Source organism: Mesorhizobium sp. CAU 1741, assembly GCF_039839275.1.
Classification (GTDB): Bacteria; Pseudomonadota; Alphaproteobacteria; order Rhizobiales; family Rhizobiaceae; genus Aerobium.
In genome coordinates this window covers 512,740-528,339 of sequence record NZ_JBDOQP010000002.1, presented here as the reverse complement: position 1 = coordinate 528,339, position 15,600 = coordinate 512,740, and the positions used below count along the sequence as shown (strand labels likewise).

13 protein-coding genes are annotated in these 15,600 nt (G+C 64.8%); 6 read left to right on the top strand and 7 right to left on the bottom strand.

Translation table 11 applies throughout. From position 1 onward, the window contains the following. Positions 1-98 precede the first annotated feature (98 nt). Complete coding sequence (locus AAFN84_RS09385; RefSeq protein WP_347514293.1) at positions 99-1,262, top strand: Mrp/NBP35 family ATP-binding protein; 1,164 nt, start codon at positions 99-101, stop codon at positions 1,260-1,262. Between the two features lie 100 nt (positions 1,263-1,362). Beyond that, complete coding sequence (gene paaG, locus AAFN84_RS09380) at positions 1,363-2,166, top strand: 2-(1,2-epoxy-1,2-dihydrophenyl)acetyl-CoA isomerase PaaG (RefSeq protein ID WP_347514292.1); 804 nt, start codon at positions 1,363-1,365, stop codon at positions 2,164-2,166. A gap of 10 nt (positions 2,167-2,176) precedes the next feature. Here paaG and AAFN84_RS09375 read toward each other — a convergent pair whose 3' ends face one another. After that, on the bottom strand, positions 2,177-2,935 hold the full coding sequence (locus AAFN84_RS09375) for an aminoglycoside adenylyltransferase family protein (protein WP_347514291.1): 759 nt from the start codon (positions 2,933-2,935) through the stop codon (positions 2,177-2,179). Then, positions 2,932-3,390, bottom strand: a complete 459-nt coding sequence (locus AAFN84_RS09370; protein ID WP_347514290.1) for a carbon monoxide dehydrogenase subunit G — start codon at positions 3,388-3,390, stop codon at positions 2,932-2,934. The genes AAFN84_RS09375 and AAFN84_RS09370 overlap by 4 nt, the downstream gene beginning before the upstream one ends. A 91-nt stretch (positions 3,391-3,481) precedes the next feature. Between AAFN84_RS09370 and AAFN84_RS09365 the strand changes: the two genes are divergently transcribed. Beyond that, positions 3,482-5,281: an IlvD/Edd family dehydratase gene (locus AAFN84_RS09365; protein ID WP_347514289.1), complete on the top strand. Its 1,800-nt coding sequence runs from the start codon at positions 3,482-3,484 to the stop codon at positions 5,279-5,281. Next, positions 5,281-5,688: a hypothetical protein gene (locus AAFN84_RS09360; protein ID WP_347514288.1), complete on the top strand. Its 408-nt coding sequence runs from the start codon at positions 5,281-5,283 to the stop codon at positions 5,686-5,688. The genes AAFN84_RS09365 and AAFN84_RS09360 overlap by 1 nt, the downstream gene beginning before the upstream one ends. A 6-nt stretch (positions 5,689-5,694) precedes the next feature. Here the strand turns inward: AAFN84_RS09360 and AAFN84_RS09355 are convergent, their stop codons facing one another. Beyond that, positions 5,695-7,191 carry a PLP-dependent aminotransferase family protein gene (locus tag AAFN84_RS09355; protein WP_347514287.1) on the bottom strand — a complete coding sequence of 499 codons (1,497 nt, stop codon included), beginning with the start codon at positions 7,189-7,191 and terminating at the stop codon, positions 5,695-5,697. 239 nt (positions 7,192-7,430) lie between these two features. On the opposite strand from AAFN84_RS09355, the gene pgi reads away from it, so the two are divergent. Beyond that, positions 7,431-9,077, top strand: a complete 1,647-nt coding sequence (pgi, locus tag AAFN84_RS09350) for a glucose-6-phosphate isomerase (RefSeq protein ID WP_347514286.1) — start codon at positions 7,431-7,433, stop codon at positions 9,075-9,077. 5 nt (positions 9,078-9,082) lie between these two features. Beyond that, the gene (locus tag AAFN84_RS09345; protein WP_347514285.1) at positions 9,083-9,793 is read left to right on the top strand and encodes an HAD family hydrolase; all 711 of its coding nucleotides are present in this window, start codon (positions 9,083-9,085) and stop codon (positions 9,791-9,793) included. Positions 9,794-10,051: 258 nt separating this feature from the next. Here AAFN84_RS09345 and AAFN84_RS09340 read toward each other — a convergent pair whose 3' ends face one another. The 4 genes from AAFN84_RS09340 to AAFN84_RS09325 form a co-directional block, all read right to left on the bottom strand. Further along, positions 10,052-12,289, bottom strand: coding sequence for a long-chain-fatty-acid--CoA ligase (locus AAFN84_RS09340; protein ID WP_347514284.1), 2,238 nt, complete (start codon positions 12,287-12,289; stop codon positions 10,052-10,054). A 153-nt stretch (positions 12,290-12,442) separates the two neighbouring features. Continuing rightward, positions 12,443-12,994, bottom strand: a complete 552-nt coding sequence (locus tag AAFN84_RS09335) for a DUF924 family protein (protein ID WP_347514283.1) — start codon at positions 12,992-12,994, stop codon at positions 12,443-12,445. 14 nt (positions 12,995-13,008) lie between these two features. Next, the gene (locus AAFN84_RS09330; protein ID WP_347514282.1) at positions 13,009-14,643 is read right to left on the bottom strand and encodes an ABC transporter ATP-binding protein; all 1,635 of its coding nucleotides are present in this window, start codon (positions 14,641-14,643) and stop codon (positions 13,009-13,011) included. Continuing rightward, positions 14,643-15,599, bottom strand: coding sequence for an ABC transporter permease (locus AAFN84_RS09325; RefSeq protein ID WP_347514281.1), 957 nt, complete (start codon positions 15,597-15,599; stop codon positions 14,643-14,645). Before AAFN84_RS09325 ends, AAFN84_RS09330 begins: the two co-directional genes overlap by 1 nt. Position 15,600 lies beyond the last annotated feature (1 nt).

Sequence of the window (15,600 nt, the reverse complement as noted above, 5' to 3'; positions counted from 1 at the left end):
GCCGCGACTTGCGGCATCGCGCTTGGTTCGCGTGGCGATTTGCACTATCTCAGGGTCAGCCAACACCCAGAGCCAGAATTGCAGATAGAGTCCGAACCATGACCGTCACCAAGGAAATCGTCCTGGAGAAGCTGCGGACCATCAAGGGTCCCGATTTCGAAGGCGACGTCGTATCGCTCGGCCTCGTCTCCGATATCTTCATCGCCAATTCCAAGGTGTTCTTTTCGATCACCGTGCCATCCGACCGCGCAGAGGCGCTGGAGCCGCTGCGCGCGGCTGCCGAACGCGTGGTCAGGGCGATTCCCGGCGTCGAAGGCGCCGTTGTCGCGCTGACGGCGGAGAAGAAAGGCGGCGGAATGGAATCCGCTCCGCCCCGCCCGGTACCCCCGCGCCCCGCCGCGCCACCGCCGCCGCGCGCACCCGCGGCACCGGCAGGCCGGCAGCAGGGCAAGGCAGGCGTCCCGGGTGTCGGCGCGATCATCGCGGTGGCATCGGGCAAGGGCGGCGTCGGCAAGTCGACGACGGCAGTCAATCTCGCGCTCGGCCTTGCCGCGCAGGGACTGAAGGTCGGCGTGCTCGATGCCGACATCTACGGCCCGTCGATGCCGCGCCTGCTCGGCATTTTCGGACGTCCGCAGACGGTGGACGGCAAGGTCCTGAGACCGATGGAGAATTATGGCCTGAAGGTCATGTCGATGGGCTTTCTGGTCGAGGAAGAGACGCCGATGATATGGCGCGGGCCGATGGTGATGTCGGCGCTGTCGCAGATGCTGCGCGAGGTCGAATGGGGGACGCTCGACGTGCTCGTCGTCGACATGCCGCCCGGCACCGGCGATGCCCAGCTCACCATGGCGCAGCAGGTTCCGCTGGCCGGCGCGGTGATCGTCTCGACGCCGCAGGACCTGGCGCTGATCGATGCGCGCAAGGGGCTGAACATGTTTCGCAAGGTCGACGTGCCGCTGCTCGGCATCGTCGAGAACATGAGCTACTTCCTCGCGCCCGACACCGGCACGCGCTACGACATATTCGGCCATGGCGGCGCACGGCGCGAGGCCGAACGGCTGGGCGTCCCCTTCCTCGGCGAGGTGCCGCTGACCATGGACGTGCGCGAGAGCTCGGACGCCGGCAAGCCGGTCGTCGTGTCCGATCCGGACGGCGCGCAGTCGAAGGTCTATCGCGCCATCGCCGCCAAGGTCTGGGAACGGGTCAAGGTCGAGCAGGCGGCGTCGCAATCGGCCGCGCCGGCGATTGTGTTTGAATGAGGGAGTGGGGGAGTAGGTGAGTAGGTGAGTAGGATGTTTTATTCCCCTACTAACCTTATCCCTTACTCACCTACTAACCTTCTAAGGAGGAGAACCAACGTTGACAGACACCCCCGTCATTCATGAGCGCCGCGACGGATATGCCGTGATAACGCTCAACCGGCCGGATCGGCTCAATTCCTTCAACGAGGCGCAGCACCTGGCGCTGCGCGCCGCGCTTGAAGACTGCGAGGCGGACGAGGAATGCGGCGCGATCATCCTGACGGGTGCGGGACGCGGCTTTTGTGCCGGGCAGGACCTTTCCGACCGCGATCCGACGATCCAGGGCGAAAGCCCCGATCTCGGCATGACGCTGCAGACCTACTACAACCCGCTGGTGCGCAAGTTGCGCGCCATGCCCAAGCCGGTGATCTGCGCGGTCAACGGTGTTGCGGCGGGTGCCGGCGCCAACATCGCCTTTTCCTGCGACATCGTTCTGGCGGCGAGATCGGCGAAGTTCATCCAGGCGTTCTCGAAGATCGGTCTCATTCCCGACGCCGGTGGCACGTACTGGCTCACCCGGCACCTCGGCGAGGCACGCGCGAAGGCGCTTGCCATGACCGCCGAACCGCTGATGGCGGACGATGCGGCCCAATGGGGACTGATCTGGAAAGCGGTAGAGGACGATAAACTGATGGACGAGGCGGCAGCGCTGGCGACGAGCTTCGCCAATGGCCCGACAAAGGCCTACGCGCTGACCAAGCAGGCGATCCAGGCAGCATCGACCAACACGCTTGACGAACAGCTCGAACTCGAGCGTGAACTTCAGCGCGAGGCCGGCTGGTCGGACGACTACAAGGAGGGTGTTGCCGCCTTCCTGCAGAAGCGCCCGGCGGATTATCGCAGCCTGAGGAAGAAGGGGTAGGGGCGAGCTCTCAGAGCAATGCCGTAACCTGCTTGTGCAGCTCCGCGGCCGTGTTCTCGATGTTAAGGCCACTCCACCCGCGATCCTGCCCGCTGAGATAGGCTTCACGCGCCTCATCGAGAATGGATGCGGAATCCGTGGAGAGCTGCGGTGCCGCCCAGCGGGCAGCGTCATCCTTGGCGGCAAATTTTCCGGTGGCCAGCGTGTACCACATGCGCGCGAGCGTCAGCAGGACGTTACGTTCGTCACCTTCCAGCGACGAGACCAGAGCCGGAAGAGCGTCGGCGATAGCCCGCCGGATGGAAATCTCCGGGATTGCGGGCACGAATTCCTTCAGTGCCGGACCCGCAAGCGGCAGGGCATCGTTTCGTGCCTGGGCAAGCAGCAGCGTGTATTCGGGGTCGGCCTCGGGGCCGGGGACCGTCCCCGTCTCGAATTCAGCGCGCAGCCATTCGCCGAAGACGAACTCTGCACGGGCGGGGTAGGGCAGGGCGGCGAGGTTATCGCGGCTAAAGACAAGCAGTTCGACCGGCCGCGATGCATTGCCCGCGCCGGGCATTACCGAAAGGTGCATCATCTCGGTGACAAGGCGTTTTCGCACCGCGTGCGACGGGACGTTCCCAACCACCGCGAGAACGTCGATATCGCTGTGCGGACGAAGCCCGCTGGTCGCTGCCGAGCCGTGAAGCCAAGCGCCGAGAAGCGTCTCGCCGAAGGTCTTTTCGAGCAGGCGGTGCGTTTCCTCCGCTTCTCGCGGAACCGCTTTCACGCCTCGGCTGCGCTGACCTTTTCGTTGAAGGACGAAAAGAACTGGCCGGCGAGCTTCTTCGAGGTCGAGGTGATGAGGCGGCTGCCGAGCTGGGCGATTTTGCCGCCCACATCGGCCTTGGCCTCGTAACGCAGGATGGTGACGTCCGGCGACTCCTCTTCCAGAACCACGTCGGCGCCGCCCTTTGCAAACCCTGCGACGCCGCCCTTTCCCTCGCCCTGGATTGTGTAGGAGTGCGGCGGCTTGAGATTCTTGAGCTCGACCTCGCCGTTGAACTTCGCCTTGATGGGGCCCATCTTGAGCGTGACGACGGCGACGAGTTCGGTGTCGGATTTCTTTTCGAGGCTCTCGCAGCCGGGGATGCATTCCCTGAGGATGTCCGGATCGTTGAGCGCGGCCCAAACCTTGCCGATCGGTGCCTCGATCCGTTCTTCGCCTTCGATGATCATCGCCATGAATATTGTCCTCCGGAAGCGCCTGCCGTCGTGGTAGCGCAATCATGCGCGAGCATGCAATAACACGCGGCAGTCATGTGAGGGAGAGACAATGGCCGGCAACGCCAGGACGAAATTGCGGTCCCAGCAATGGTTCGACAATCCGGCCGATCCCGGAATGACCGCGCTCTACATCGAACGCTACCTGAATTACGGGCTGACCCGGGAGGAGCTGCAGTCGGGCAAACCGCTGATCGGCATCGCGCAGACCGGCTCGGATCTTTCGCCGTGCAACCGTCACCACCTCGAACTGGCAAAGCGCGTGCGCGAGGGCATCGTGGCAGCCGGTGGTGTCGCCTTCGAGTTTCCGGTGCACCCGATCCAGGAGACGGGCAAGCGCCCGACGGCCGCGCTCGACCGCAACCTTGCCTATCTCGGCCTCGTGGAAGTGCTCTACGGCTATCCGCTCGACGGTGTGGTGCTGACGATCGGCTGCGACAAGACCACGCCTGCTATGCTGATGGCTGCCGCGACCGTGAACATTCCCGCCATCGCTTTGTCGGTCGGACCGATGCTCAATGGCTGGCACAAGGGCGAGCGTACGGGCTCGGGCACGATCGTCTGGAAGGCGCGCGAGATGCTTGCTGCCGGCGAGATCGACTATGACGGTTTCATGGACCTGGTCGCCTCGTCGGCGCCTTCGGTCGGCTACTGCAATACGATGGGCACGGCCTCGACGATGAACAGCCTTGCCGAGGCGCTCGGCATGCAGCTTCCCGGTTCCGCCGCGATCCCCGCGCCGTATCGCGAGCGCGGCCAGATTTCCTACGAGACCGGCAAGCGCATCGTCGACATGGTGCATGAGGACCTGAAGCCGTCCGACATCATGACGCGGCAGGCGTTCGAGAATGCCATCGTCGTCAACTCGGCGATCGGCGGCTCGACCAACGCGCCGATTCATCTCAATGCGATCGCGCGCCATCTCGGCGTCCACCTCGACAATGACGACTGGCAGACGATCGGTCACCACGTGCCGCTGCTGGTCAACCTGCAGCCGGCCGGCGAATATCTCGGAGAGGATTATCACCACGCTGGCGGCGTGCCGGCGGTCGTCGCGGAACTGATGAAGGCGGGCCTGCTGCCGCACCCCGATACGAAAACGGCCAACGGCAAGTCGCTGGGCGACAATTGTGCCGATGCGCAGAACCTCGACACCAACGTCATTCGCGGTGCCGACAGGCCGCTCAAGACGGAGGCGGGATTCATCAACCTGCGCGGCAACCTTTTTGACAGCGCGATCATGAAGACCAGCGTCATCTCGCCGGAATTTCGGAAACGCTATCTGTCCAATCCGGCCGATCCGGATGCGTTCGAGGGCACGGCGATGGTGTTCGAGGGACCCGAGGACTATCACGAGCGCATTGAGGACCCTGCGCTGGGCATCGACGAGAAGACGATCCTGTTCATGCGCGGGACCGGGCCGGTCGGTTATCCGGGCGGCGCCGAGGTGGTCAACATGCAGCCGCCGGCAAGCCTGATCAAGCGCGGCATCCACTCGCTGCCGTGCATCGGCGACGGCCGCCAGTCGGGAACATCGGGCTCGCCATCGATCCTCAACGCGTCGCCCGAGGCAGCGGTTGGCGGCGGGTTGGCGATCCTGAAGACAGGCGACCGCGTGCGCATCGACCTCAACAAGGGCAGGGCGGATATCCTGATCTCCGACGAGGAACTCTCGACCCGCCGCGCCGACCTCCTTGCAGAGGGCGGCTTCCATTTCCCCGATCACCAGACGCCCTGGCAGGAAATCCAGCGCTCCATGGTCGACCAGCTTTCGGAAGGAATGGTGCTGAAACCTGCGGTGAAATACCAGCGCGTTGCCCAGACGAAGGGCGTGCCCCGGAACAATCACTGATGGCGCGGCGCAATTCCTCGCTTGGCTTTCTCGGCCGGTTCGGGCGCTCGGAGGATTTGCGTTCGCTCGATGCGGCACTGCGCGCCGTCGATGTGCATCCGGCGCTGTGTCCCGATGGCGCGAAGCTGACGATCGTCAACCTGATGAAGGACCAGTGGCCGCATGGCGAGCCGCCGCCGGAGGCCTATCCGCCAGTCGCGGAACTGTTCGGCTACTGCATGGTGGGTCCGGACCTGTTCGGCGAGGCAAACGGGCCGGACGCGGTCGCTGCCGCCGAGCGGCGGCTGGAGATGGCGCTCGACAGGCCGGAGAGCTTCGACGCCCAACTCGTGCTTCTGGCGCTGCATGCGCGCCTGATCAGCCCGAAGGTCGTCGACCGTTTCGGGCTGAGCGCAGAGGAAGGCTGAGCCCGCTCAGGCCGCGGCGGACCGGTGGCCTGCGGCGAAAGCGAGCTCGCGAATGCCCTGCTCTATGTGTTGCAGCGCGATCGAAGATATGCCGAGGCGCAGGAAGTGCGGGTTGCGCTCGGGCTGGTCGAAAAACCGGGCGCCGGGCTCGATCAGCACGCCGCGCGCGGCCGCCATCTCTGCGAGCATGGCGCTGTTGGTGCCGCGCGGGCCCTCGAGCCAGACGGAGGTGCCGCCCGGCGTGTCCGCCAGCGACCATTCCGGAAGGAACGTGTTGACCGCATCCGTCAGGCGCTTGCGGCGCTCTGCAAAGGCCGTCGAAAGCCGCCGCACGAGGGCTTCATGGTGGCCGAGCGACAGGAAAAGCGCCACGGCCCGCTGGTTGTTGGCCGGCGGATGGCGCAGCATGAAGCGCCGCAATGCGCGCAGTTCGGAGATCAAGCCAGCCGAGGCGACGATGTAGCCGAGACGCAAACCTGGCGCGAGCGTCTTCGACAGCGAGCCGACATAGACGACACGGCCGGAACGGTCCTGCCCGCGCAGCGCCTGCTGCGGCGCATCGTCGACGAGCTGGCTGTCATAACCATCCTCGATGATGATGCGGTCGTGCTTCTCAGCGTCGGCGATCAACTGGTCACGCCGTTCCTGGCTCAGCGCCACCATGGTGGGGCAATGATGGTTCGGCGTGACGAAGACGAAGTCGGACCCGGCGGGGATTGCCGACGGATCGATGCCTTCGTCGTCGACTCGCACAGGCGACACCCGTGCGCCGGCCAATTTGAAGATCGAGCGCGCGTCAGGATAGCCCGGGTCTTCCATCGCCACCTGCGAGCCCTTGCTCATCAGCAACGTCGCCAGCATGTAGAGCGCGTGCTGGGCGCCAAGCGTGACGATGATCTCGTCCGGATTGGCGAAGATGCCGCGCCGGGGCAGGAGCCGCGCCTGGATCTGCTCGATCAGCAGCGGGTCGTCGCGATCGACCATGTCGGCCGCCCAGTTGCGGATTTCCAGAACCGCCAGCGCCATGCGGTTGCACTCGCGCCATTCGGCAGTGGGAAACAGCGCCGGGTCGAATTGCCCATAGACGAAAGGATAGGCGGACTTGATCCAGTTCTCCTGCTTCGTCGGCTCCGGCATGTCGGAGGCGGCGATGCGACGGCGCGCCTTCCAGTCGATCGTGTCCTCCTTCTCGCGCGTGCCGGCATCCTTGATGCGGCTCGGCGAGGCGAGGACCTCCGGGTTGACGAAATGGCCACGCCTTTCCTTGGCGATCAGGAAGCCCTGGTCGACCAGTTGCTGGAAGGCGAGCACCACGGTGCCGCGCGCAACGCCCAGCTTTTCCGCCAGGATGCGGCATGACGGCAATGGCATGGAGGCCGCGATCTGCCTGTCGAGAATGGCCGCCACGATCGCCTGCCTGATCTGCGCTTGCAGCGTCTGGCCCGAATCGGCGGAAATTCTGAACAGGCCGGACCAGATGGCCGGATCGGTTCTAGCGGACATGGCTTTGCTCCTGCGCCGGCAAGGGAGACTCGCAGTCTCTTGGCGCAATGCATTGAAGACTGGTCCAATCCCTTGCGCCAATGAAATAAATTGATCGGACCAATTTGTGCCAGTGATGGGTGGATTTTTGGGCCATCGCGCCCAGCCGCGCACACGAGAGTGCGGGGAGGCGCCCATTTGATGCTTGAATACGCCGACTGCGCGGGCTTATGAATCGCGCGGCTGCAATGGAGTTCGACATGGACAGCACTGATTTCGACGCAGCGCTGCAGGCGCTCAAGGCGCATCGGAAGGCGAACGCGGCGTTCGAATTGCGGGCCGCGTTCGCGAACGATCCGGAGCGCTTTGCAAGCTTTTCGGCGCAACTCGACGATCTGCTCTTAGACTACTCCAAATGCGCCATCACGCAGGAGGCGGTCGCGCTGCTCGAGGCGCTGGCCGGCGCGGCGGGGGTCGAGGAGCGGCGCGCCGCGATGTTCGCCGGCGAGAAGATCAACACCACCGAGGGCCGCGCCGTGCTGCATGTGGCTTTGCGCAACCCGCCCGGCGAGCCGGTGCCGCTCGACGGTGCGGATGTGATGCAGGACGTTCATGCCGTGCTCGACGCCATGGCGCGGTTCGCGGACGGCGTGCGGTCCGGCGCGATTGCCGGGGCGACGGGTGCGAAGATCACCGACATCGTCAATATCGGCATCGGCGGCTCCGATCTCGGGCCGGCGATGGCCACGCTCGCGCTCGCCCCCTACCACGACGGCCCGCGCGCCCATTATGTCTCCAACGTCGATGGCGCGCATATTGCCGATACGCTGGCGAGCCTCGATCCGAAGACGACGCTGTTCATCATCGCCTCCAAGACCTTCACCACGATCGAGACCATGACGAATGCGCAGACGGCGCGCCGCTGGATCGAGGCGGCACTCGGCAGCGACGCGGTGGCCTCACATTTTGCCGCCGTCTCGACGGCGCTCGACAAGGTTGCCGCCTTCGGCATCGCAAAGGAGCGCGTATTTGGCTTCTGGGACTGGGTTGGCGGCCGCTATTCGCTGTGGTCGGCAATCGGGCTGCCGATCATGATCGCCGTCGGGCCGGCGAATTTCCGCGCCTTCCTGGCCGGCGCACACGAGATGGACCGCCATTTCGCCGCGGCGCCGATCCGCGACAACGTGCCGATGATGCTCGGACTTATCGGTTATTGGAATCGCGTTGTCTGCGGGTTTCCGACGCGTGCGGTCATTCCCTACGACCAGCGTCTGGCGCGTCTGCCCGCCTATCTGCAGCAGCTCGACATGGAATCGAACGGCAAGGGCGTGACGATCGACGGATCGCCAGTCGCGACGCCGACCGGGCCGGTGGTGTGGGGCGAGCCCGGAACGAACGGTCAGCACGCCTTTTTCCAGCTCCTGCACCAGGGCACCGACGTCGTGCCGGTGGAGTTTCTCGTCGCGGCCAACGGCCACGAGCCCGACCTGCGCCATCATCACGACCTGCTGCTTGCCAATTGCTTCGCCCAGTCCGAAGCCTTGATGAAGGGGCGGACGCTGGAAGAGGCACGTAGCCAGATGGCGTCAAAGGGGATGACGGCGGAAGAGGTCGACCGTATCGCGCCGCACCGTGTTTTCACCGGCAATCGGCCGTCCGTCACGCTGCTGTATCGCGTGCTCGACCCGCGCACGCTGGGGCGTCTCATCGCGCTTTACGAACATCGCGTCTTCGTCGAGGCGCAGCTCTACGGCATCAACGCCTTCGACCAGTGGGGCGTGGAACTCGGCAAGGAACTCGCCACGGGTCTTCTCCCTGTCGTGGAAGGTAAGGAAGATGCCGCCGCGCGCGACGCATCCACGGCGGGCCTCGTGCGACACATGCGCGGACTTCTCAAGCCGGAGTAGGCGATTTGGCAGACATCAAGGGTATCCTGTTCGATAAGGACGGGACGTTGGTCGATTTCCACGCGACCTGGTTCGCGATCGGCGACATGCTCGCCCTGCGCGTCGCCGGCGGCGACCGCGAGCGCGCCAACCATCTGCTGGACATTGCGGGCTTCGACTTCGAGGGGCATCGTTTTCGTCCGGATTCGATCTTCGCCGCCGGCACCAATGCCGAGATCGTCGCGCTGTGGTATCCGCAGCTCGGAACCGCCGCGCGCAACGAGGTGATCGCCGAGTTCGACCGCTTCACCACCCAGGAAGGGGCATCCAAGCCGGTGGTGCTGCCCGGCTGCAAAGAGGCGCTGGGTGACCTGCATCGCGCAGGCTTCCGGCTCGGCGTCGCGACCAACGATTCCACCGGCGGCGCGGAGCGCACGCTTGCGGCACTGGGAGTGGCGCAACTCTTCGAGGCCGCCTACGGCTACGACGCCGTCGCCAACCCGAAGCCGGCGCCTGACACGCTCTATGCCTTTTGCGACCTGACGGGGCTCAAGCCGGCGCAACTCGCGATGGTTGGCGACAACCGTCACGATCTCGAAATGGCGCGCGCCGGCGGCGCGGGGCTGGCAGTGGGCGTGCTTTCAGGCACCGGGACGAAGGAAACGTTGGAGGCGTTGGCCGACGTGGTGCTGGATTCGATCGCTGATTTGCCGGCGTATCTTGGCGCGAAGGGTTAGGGGGCTGGATAGGTGTTGGCTTCGAAGGGAACACCGTGCGCCGGCGCTCTACGGCGCCCCCCTCTGTCCTGCCGGACATCTCCCCCACGAGGGGGGAGATCAGCTTTCAGTTTTGTTTTAGCTCATTCTGCAACGGCGGCGATTGATGCCATCCCTTGATACAGCCAATCTCCCCCCTCGTGGGGGAGATGTCCGGCAGGACAGAGGGGGGCGCCGTAAAGCACCGCCACCCCTACCGGCCAGGCAGAGACAGCCGCCCTACCGCAGCTCGCGCCGGAGGATCTTGCCGACATTCGTCTTCGGCAGTTCCTTGCGGAACTCGACGTGTTTCGGCCGCTTGTAGGCGGTGAGCTTGTCCTTGCAAAACTCGAGGATGTCCTTGTCGGTGAGGCTCTCGTCTTTCTTCACCACGAAGACTTTCGGCACTTCGCCCGACTTTTCATCCGGCACGCCGATCGCCGCGACCTCGAGCACGCCCGGGTGCATGGCGATCACGTCCTCGATCTCGTTCGGATAGACGTTGAAGCCGGAGACCAGGATCATGTCCTTCTTGCGGTCGACGATCTTGACGTAGCCGCGCTCGTCCATGAAGCCCATGTCGCCCGACTTGAAGAAGCCGTCCATGGTCATGACCTTGGCGGTCTCGTCCGGGCGGTTCCAGTAGCCGTCCATCACCTGCGGGCCGCGGATGCAGATTTCACCGACTTCCCCGAGCGGAACGTCATTGCCCTCCTCGTCGCGGATGGCGATTTCGGTCGACGGGATCGGCAGGCCGATCGTGCCGGAGAATTCGTCGGCGTCGAAGCGGTTGGTCGTCGCGACCGGCGACGTCTCCGACAGGCCGTAGCCCTCCGAGATCACCCCGCCGGTGAGTTTCTGCCAGCGCTCCGCGACCGCGCGCTGCACCGCCATGCCGCCGCCGAAGGTCAGCAGCAGCGACTTGAAGTCGAGCTTGCGGAAGTCCTCATTGTTCAGCAGCGCGTTGAACAGCGTGTTGAGGCCGGGGAACACGTTGAACTTGTACTTCTGCAGTTCCTTGACGAAGGCGGGTATGTCGCGCGGATTGGCGATCAGCACGTTGTTGGCACCCTGCTGCATGCCCATGAAGGCGTTCACCGTCAGCGCATAGATGTGATAGAGCGGCAAGGCGCAGACATAGATCAGCCGGTCCGGCTTCGGCCGCTTCACATAGGCGCTTTCCACCCACAGGGCATTCTGGTTGACGTTGGCGAGGATGTTGCGGTGAAGCAGCACGGCGCCTTTCGAGACGCCGGTCGTGCCGCCGGTATATTGCAGGAAGGCGATGTCGTCGGGGCCCACCTCGGGCTTCTTGAACGACTTTGCCCGGCCCTGCTTGAGCGCATCCTTGAACGCCACGTGGCCCGGCAGCGACCAGGACGGCACCATCTTCTTGACGCGGCGCACGACCAGATTGACGATGAACCCCTTCAGGCCGAGCATGTCGCCCATCGAGGCGACGACGACATGCTTGATGCTGGTGTTCTTGATGACCTTCTGGAGCGTGGTCGCGAAGTTTTCCAGGATGACGATCGCCTCGGCGCCGGAATCCTTGAGCTGGTGTTCGAGTTCGCGCGGCGTGTAGAGCGGATTGACGTTGACGACCACATAGCCGGCCCGCAGCACCGCCATCAGCGCCACGGGATATTGCAGCACGTTGGGCATCATCAGCGCGACGCGCGCGCCCTTGGCCAGCCCCTTGGACTGCAGGAACGCCGCGAGGTGCTTCGATTCCGCTTCGAGCTGCGTGAAGGTCAGCGTCTTGTCCATCGAGGTGAAGGCCGGACGCGACGAGAATGTCGCGCATGACCTGACCATCATGTCGCCAAGCGACGCATCCTCGATCTTGCCGATCTCGGGTTTGACCACGTCGGAATAGTTGGCGAGCCACGGCTTGGACGCATAGGGCGATCCGCTCGACGCCTTGGTTGCCGCGGGCTTCGCCTTGCTGGTCGGGGTCGCCGGCTTTGCGGCAGCCTTGGCGCTGGCCGACGGCTTCTTCGCGGCGGCGGGCTTGGAGGCAGTCTTTGCCGGCGCGGACTTCTCGGTCCTTGGTGCGGCGTAAGCCTTCGCAGCCTTGGGCGCAGGCGCAGCCTTTGCGGCCTTGGGCGCGGCGGCGGACTTGGCGGGCGTCTTCCTGGCCGGGGCCTTGTCTGCAGTCGGGGCTTCGGCCGTCTTGGCGGATGCCTTGGGCGCGGCTGCAGCCTTCGTGGCTGCCGGCTTCTTCGCCGCAGCCGGCTTGGTGGCGGCTTTCTGGGCCGGCTTGGCTGCGGGCGCCTTCGGCCTGGCGGCAGGGGCGGCCTTTGCGGCGGCAGGCTTTGCAGCTGCCTTGGGTTTTGCGGGGGACGGGGTCTTTGCCTTCGGCGTCACCGACGCCTTTGCCGCGGCAGCGAGCTTGGCGGCTTCGTCCTTGCTGTCGGTCTTGGCCTTGTCGGCCGCTGTTTTTGCAGAGACTGCTTTCGCCGGTGTCTTGACCACGTCCTACTCCTCCTCACAGTTCGGGACTGCACCGCGCCGGTTGACGCGTGTTTGACGTTCTTGCCTTGGCGGCGATTGGGAACAGCCCCGCTTGGTGCGTCTATCTAGGGCCACAAAGGTTGTGCGTGCAAGCCTCGCGGCTTGCCGCGCACACTATTGGCCATAGCCGGCATGCTGTTCGAGAAACGCAATCTCCGCCGGGGTGCTCTCGCGGCCGAGCGCGCGGTTGCGATGCGGGAAACGGCCGTACTCGGCGACGATGTCGCGATGCTCGATCGCATATTTCAGCCCGTCGCCCTCGCCGATGGCGCGGAACAGGTCGACGCAGCGCTCCTGGTCGGCGGAGACTTCCGAATGCATGAAGGGCATGTAGTAGAACGGCTTTGCCATCGGTTCGGCTTCGGCGTCGAAACCCTTCTCCAGAGCGCGGCGTGCGATGCCCAGCGCCAGATCGTCGGTGCCGAAGGCGGCCGGCGACTTGCGGAACATGTTCCTGGGAAACTGGTCGAAAAGGATGATCGCGGCGAGCGCGGTGCGTGCGTCGTCGACGGCGTTAAGCGGGAAGCCGATCTTCTTTTCTTCATAGAGGTCCTTGAACCGCGCGCGGATCTTGTCGTCCAGATCCGCACTGCCGCCGAACCAGTCCTCGAAGGTCAGCTCCTTGAACCAGAAATCCAGAACCTCATCGACCCATTCATTGCCCATCGCTCGCCCTCCTCTTACGCAAGTTTCGAAATGTCCGGCACCGCGTTGAGCAGCATGCGGGTGTAATCGACCTTCGGTTCGTCGAAGATCGCATCCACCTCGCCCTGCTCGACCAGGACGCCATTATGCATCACTCCCACGTCGTCCGCCATCTGCCGCACGACCGCCAGATTGTGGCTGATCAGCAGATAGGTCAGCCCGAACTCGTCCTGGAGGCCGCGCATCAGGTCGAGCACCTGCGCCTGCACGGAGACGTCGAGCGCCGATGTCGGCTCGTCGCAGACGATGAATTCCGGCTGGCTCGACAGCGCGCGCGCAATGGCGATGCGCTGCCGCTGGCCGCCTGAGAATTCGTGCGGGAACTTGCGCATCGATATGGGGTCGAGGCGCACTTTTTCCAGCAGGTCGGCGACCCGTTCGGCCGCTTCGCGCTTGTTGGAGACAAGTTTCAGCGCCCGCATCGGTTCGGCGATGATGTCGCCCACCCGCCAGCGCGGATTGAGGCTGGCATAGGGATCCTGGAAAATCATCTGCACCCGCTTGCGCCTGTTCTGGCTGCCGGAGCCGCTTGCCCAGATGTCCTCGCCCTCCAGCAGCACCTGGCCGGCCGTCGGCCGGATCAGGCCGACAAGCATGCGCGCGCAGGTCGACTTGCCCGATCCGGACTCGCCGACGAGCCCATAGGTGGAACCCTTGCGGATGTCGAAGGAGACGTCCTGGACCGCCTTGACGATGCTGTTGCGCGAGCCTTTGAACATCCGGTCGAAGAAGCCGGGGGAGAGGTCGAAGTCGCGGCTGAGATTCTTGACCTGCACCAGCGGCGTCGCCGCGGGCGGCACGTCGTGCCGGCGGGTCTCGTCCTTGATCGACGGGATCGCGTCGATCAGTTTGATCGTGTACTCCTCCTGCGGGCGGTTGATGATGTCGCCGACAGACCCCGTCTCGACGATCTTGCCCTTGTTCATCACGATCATGCGGGTGGCTGTCTCGGCGATCACGCCCATGTCGTGCGTCACCAGCATGACGGCGGCGCCCCGGTCTTCGCAAAGTTTCTTCAGCACCTTGATGATCTGCGCCTGGACGGAGACGTCAAGCGCAGAGGTCGGCTCGTCCGCGATGATCAGTTCCGGCTCCGCAGACAGCGCAAGGGCGATGACCACGCGCTGGCGCATGCCGCCGGAAAACTGGTGCGGGTAGCTGTCGATGCGTGTTTCCGGCGAGGGAATGCCGGCCTCGCCGAGAAGCTCGATGGCCCGCTGGCGCGCTTGCGCTTCGCTCAGCGGCAGGTGGCGCCGGATCGTTTCGACGAGTTGCTGGCCGACGGTGTAGAGCGGATTGAGCGAGGTCAGCGGGTCCTGGAAGACCATGCCGATGCGCTTGCCCCGCAACTTGCTCATCTGGTCGGCCGGCAGGTTGTCGATACGCTCGCCATTGAGAAGGATTTCGCCCTTCGCAATGCGGCCCGGCGGTTCGATGAGACCGATGATGGCGGACCCGGTCATCGACTTGCCGGCACCCGATTCGCCGACCACGCCAAGGATCTCGCCCGGCATGATGTCGAAGGAGACGCCGTCCACCGCCGTGAACAGGCCGCGACGCAGCGGGAACTCGACGACGAGGTCGCGTACGGAAACGATGGGCGCCGTCATCAGCGTAGCCTCGGGTTGAGCGCGTCGCGCAGCCAGTCGCCCAGCAGGTTGACCGCCAGCGCCAGCAGCACCAGGGTTACGGCCGGAAAGAACAGGATCCACCATTCGCCCGAAAACAGGAACTGCTGGCCGATGCGGATCAGCGTGCCGAGCGAAGGCTGTGTCGGAGGCACTCCGACGCCGAGGAACGACAGCGTCGCTTCCTCGATGATGGCCAGTGCCAGCCCGATCGTCGCGATCACAAGCACGGGCGCCATCACGTTGGGCAGCACGTGGCGGATCAGAATGAAGAGCGGATGCACGCCCATGATGCGGGCGGCCGACACGTAATCCTTCTGCCGCTCGACCATCGTCGCGCCGCGCACGGTGCGGGCGAATTGCGCCCAGTTCGACAGTCCGATCGCCACGATCAGCACGTAGACCGCCATGCTCTCCTGCCGGCTCGGCGGGATGATGCCGCGCGCGACGCCGAAGATCAGCAGTGCGATGAGGATGGCGGGGAAGGAGAGCTGGACATCCGCGATGCGCATGATGACCGAATCCGCCGTGCCGCCGACATAGCCGGCGACAAGCCCGAGCGAAATGCCGAGGGCCATGGCGAACAGCGTCGCCGACAGTCCCACGAAAATCGAGACACGGCTGCCGTAGAGGATCGTCGACAACACGTCGCGCCCCTGATGATCGCTGCCGAGGATGAAATAGTTGCCCATCATCGCCTCGGACATCGGCGGCGTGAAGCCGTCCATGAGATTGAGGCTGGACGGGTCGAACGGATTGTACGGCGCGATCCAGGGCGCCAGCAGCGCGGCGAGCACGAGCACGGCGGTGACGATCGCCGCGACGATCGTCACGGGGGAGCGGCGGAAGGAGAAGAACACATCCGAGTCCCAGATGCGGTAGGCGAGCGAGCGCGGCTTTGCCACGTCGGGCGCCGAAGGGGGCTGTTGAGCAGACATG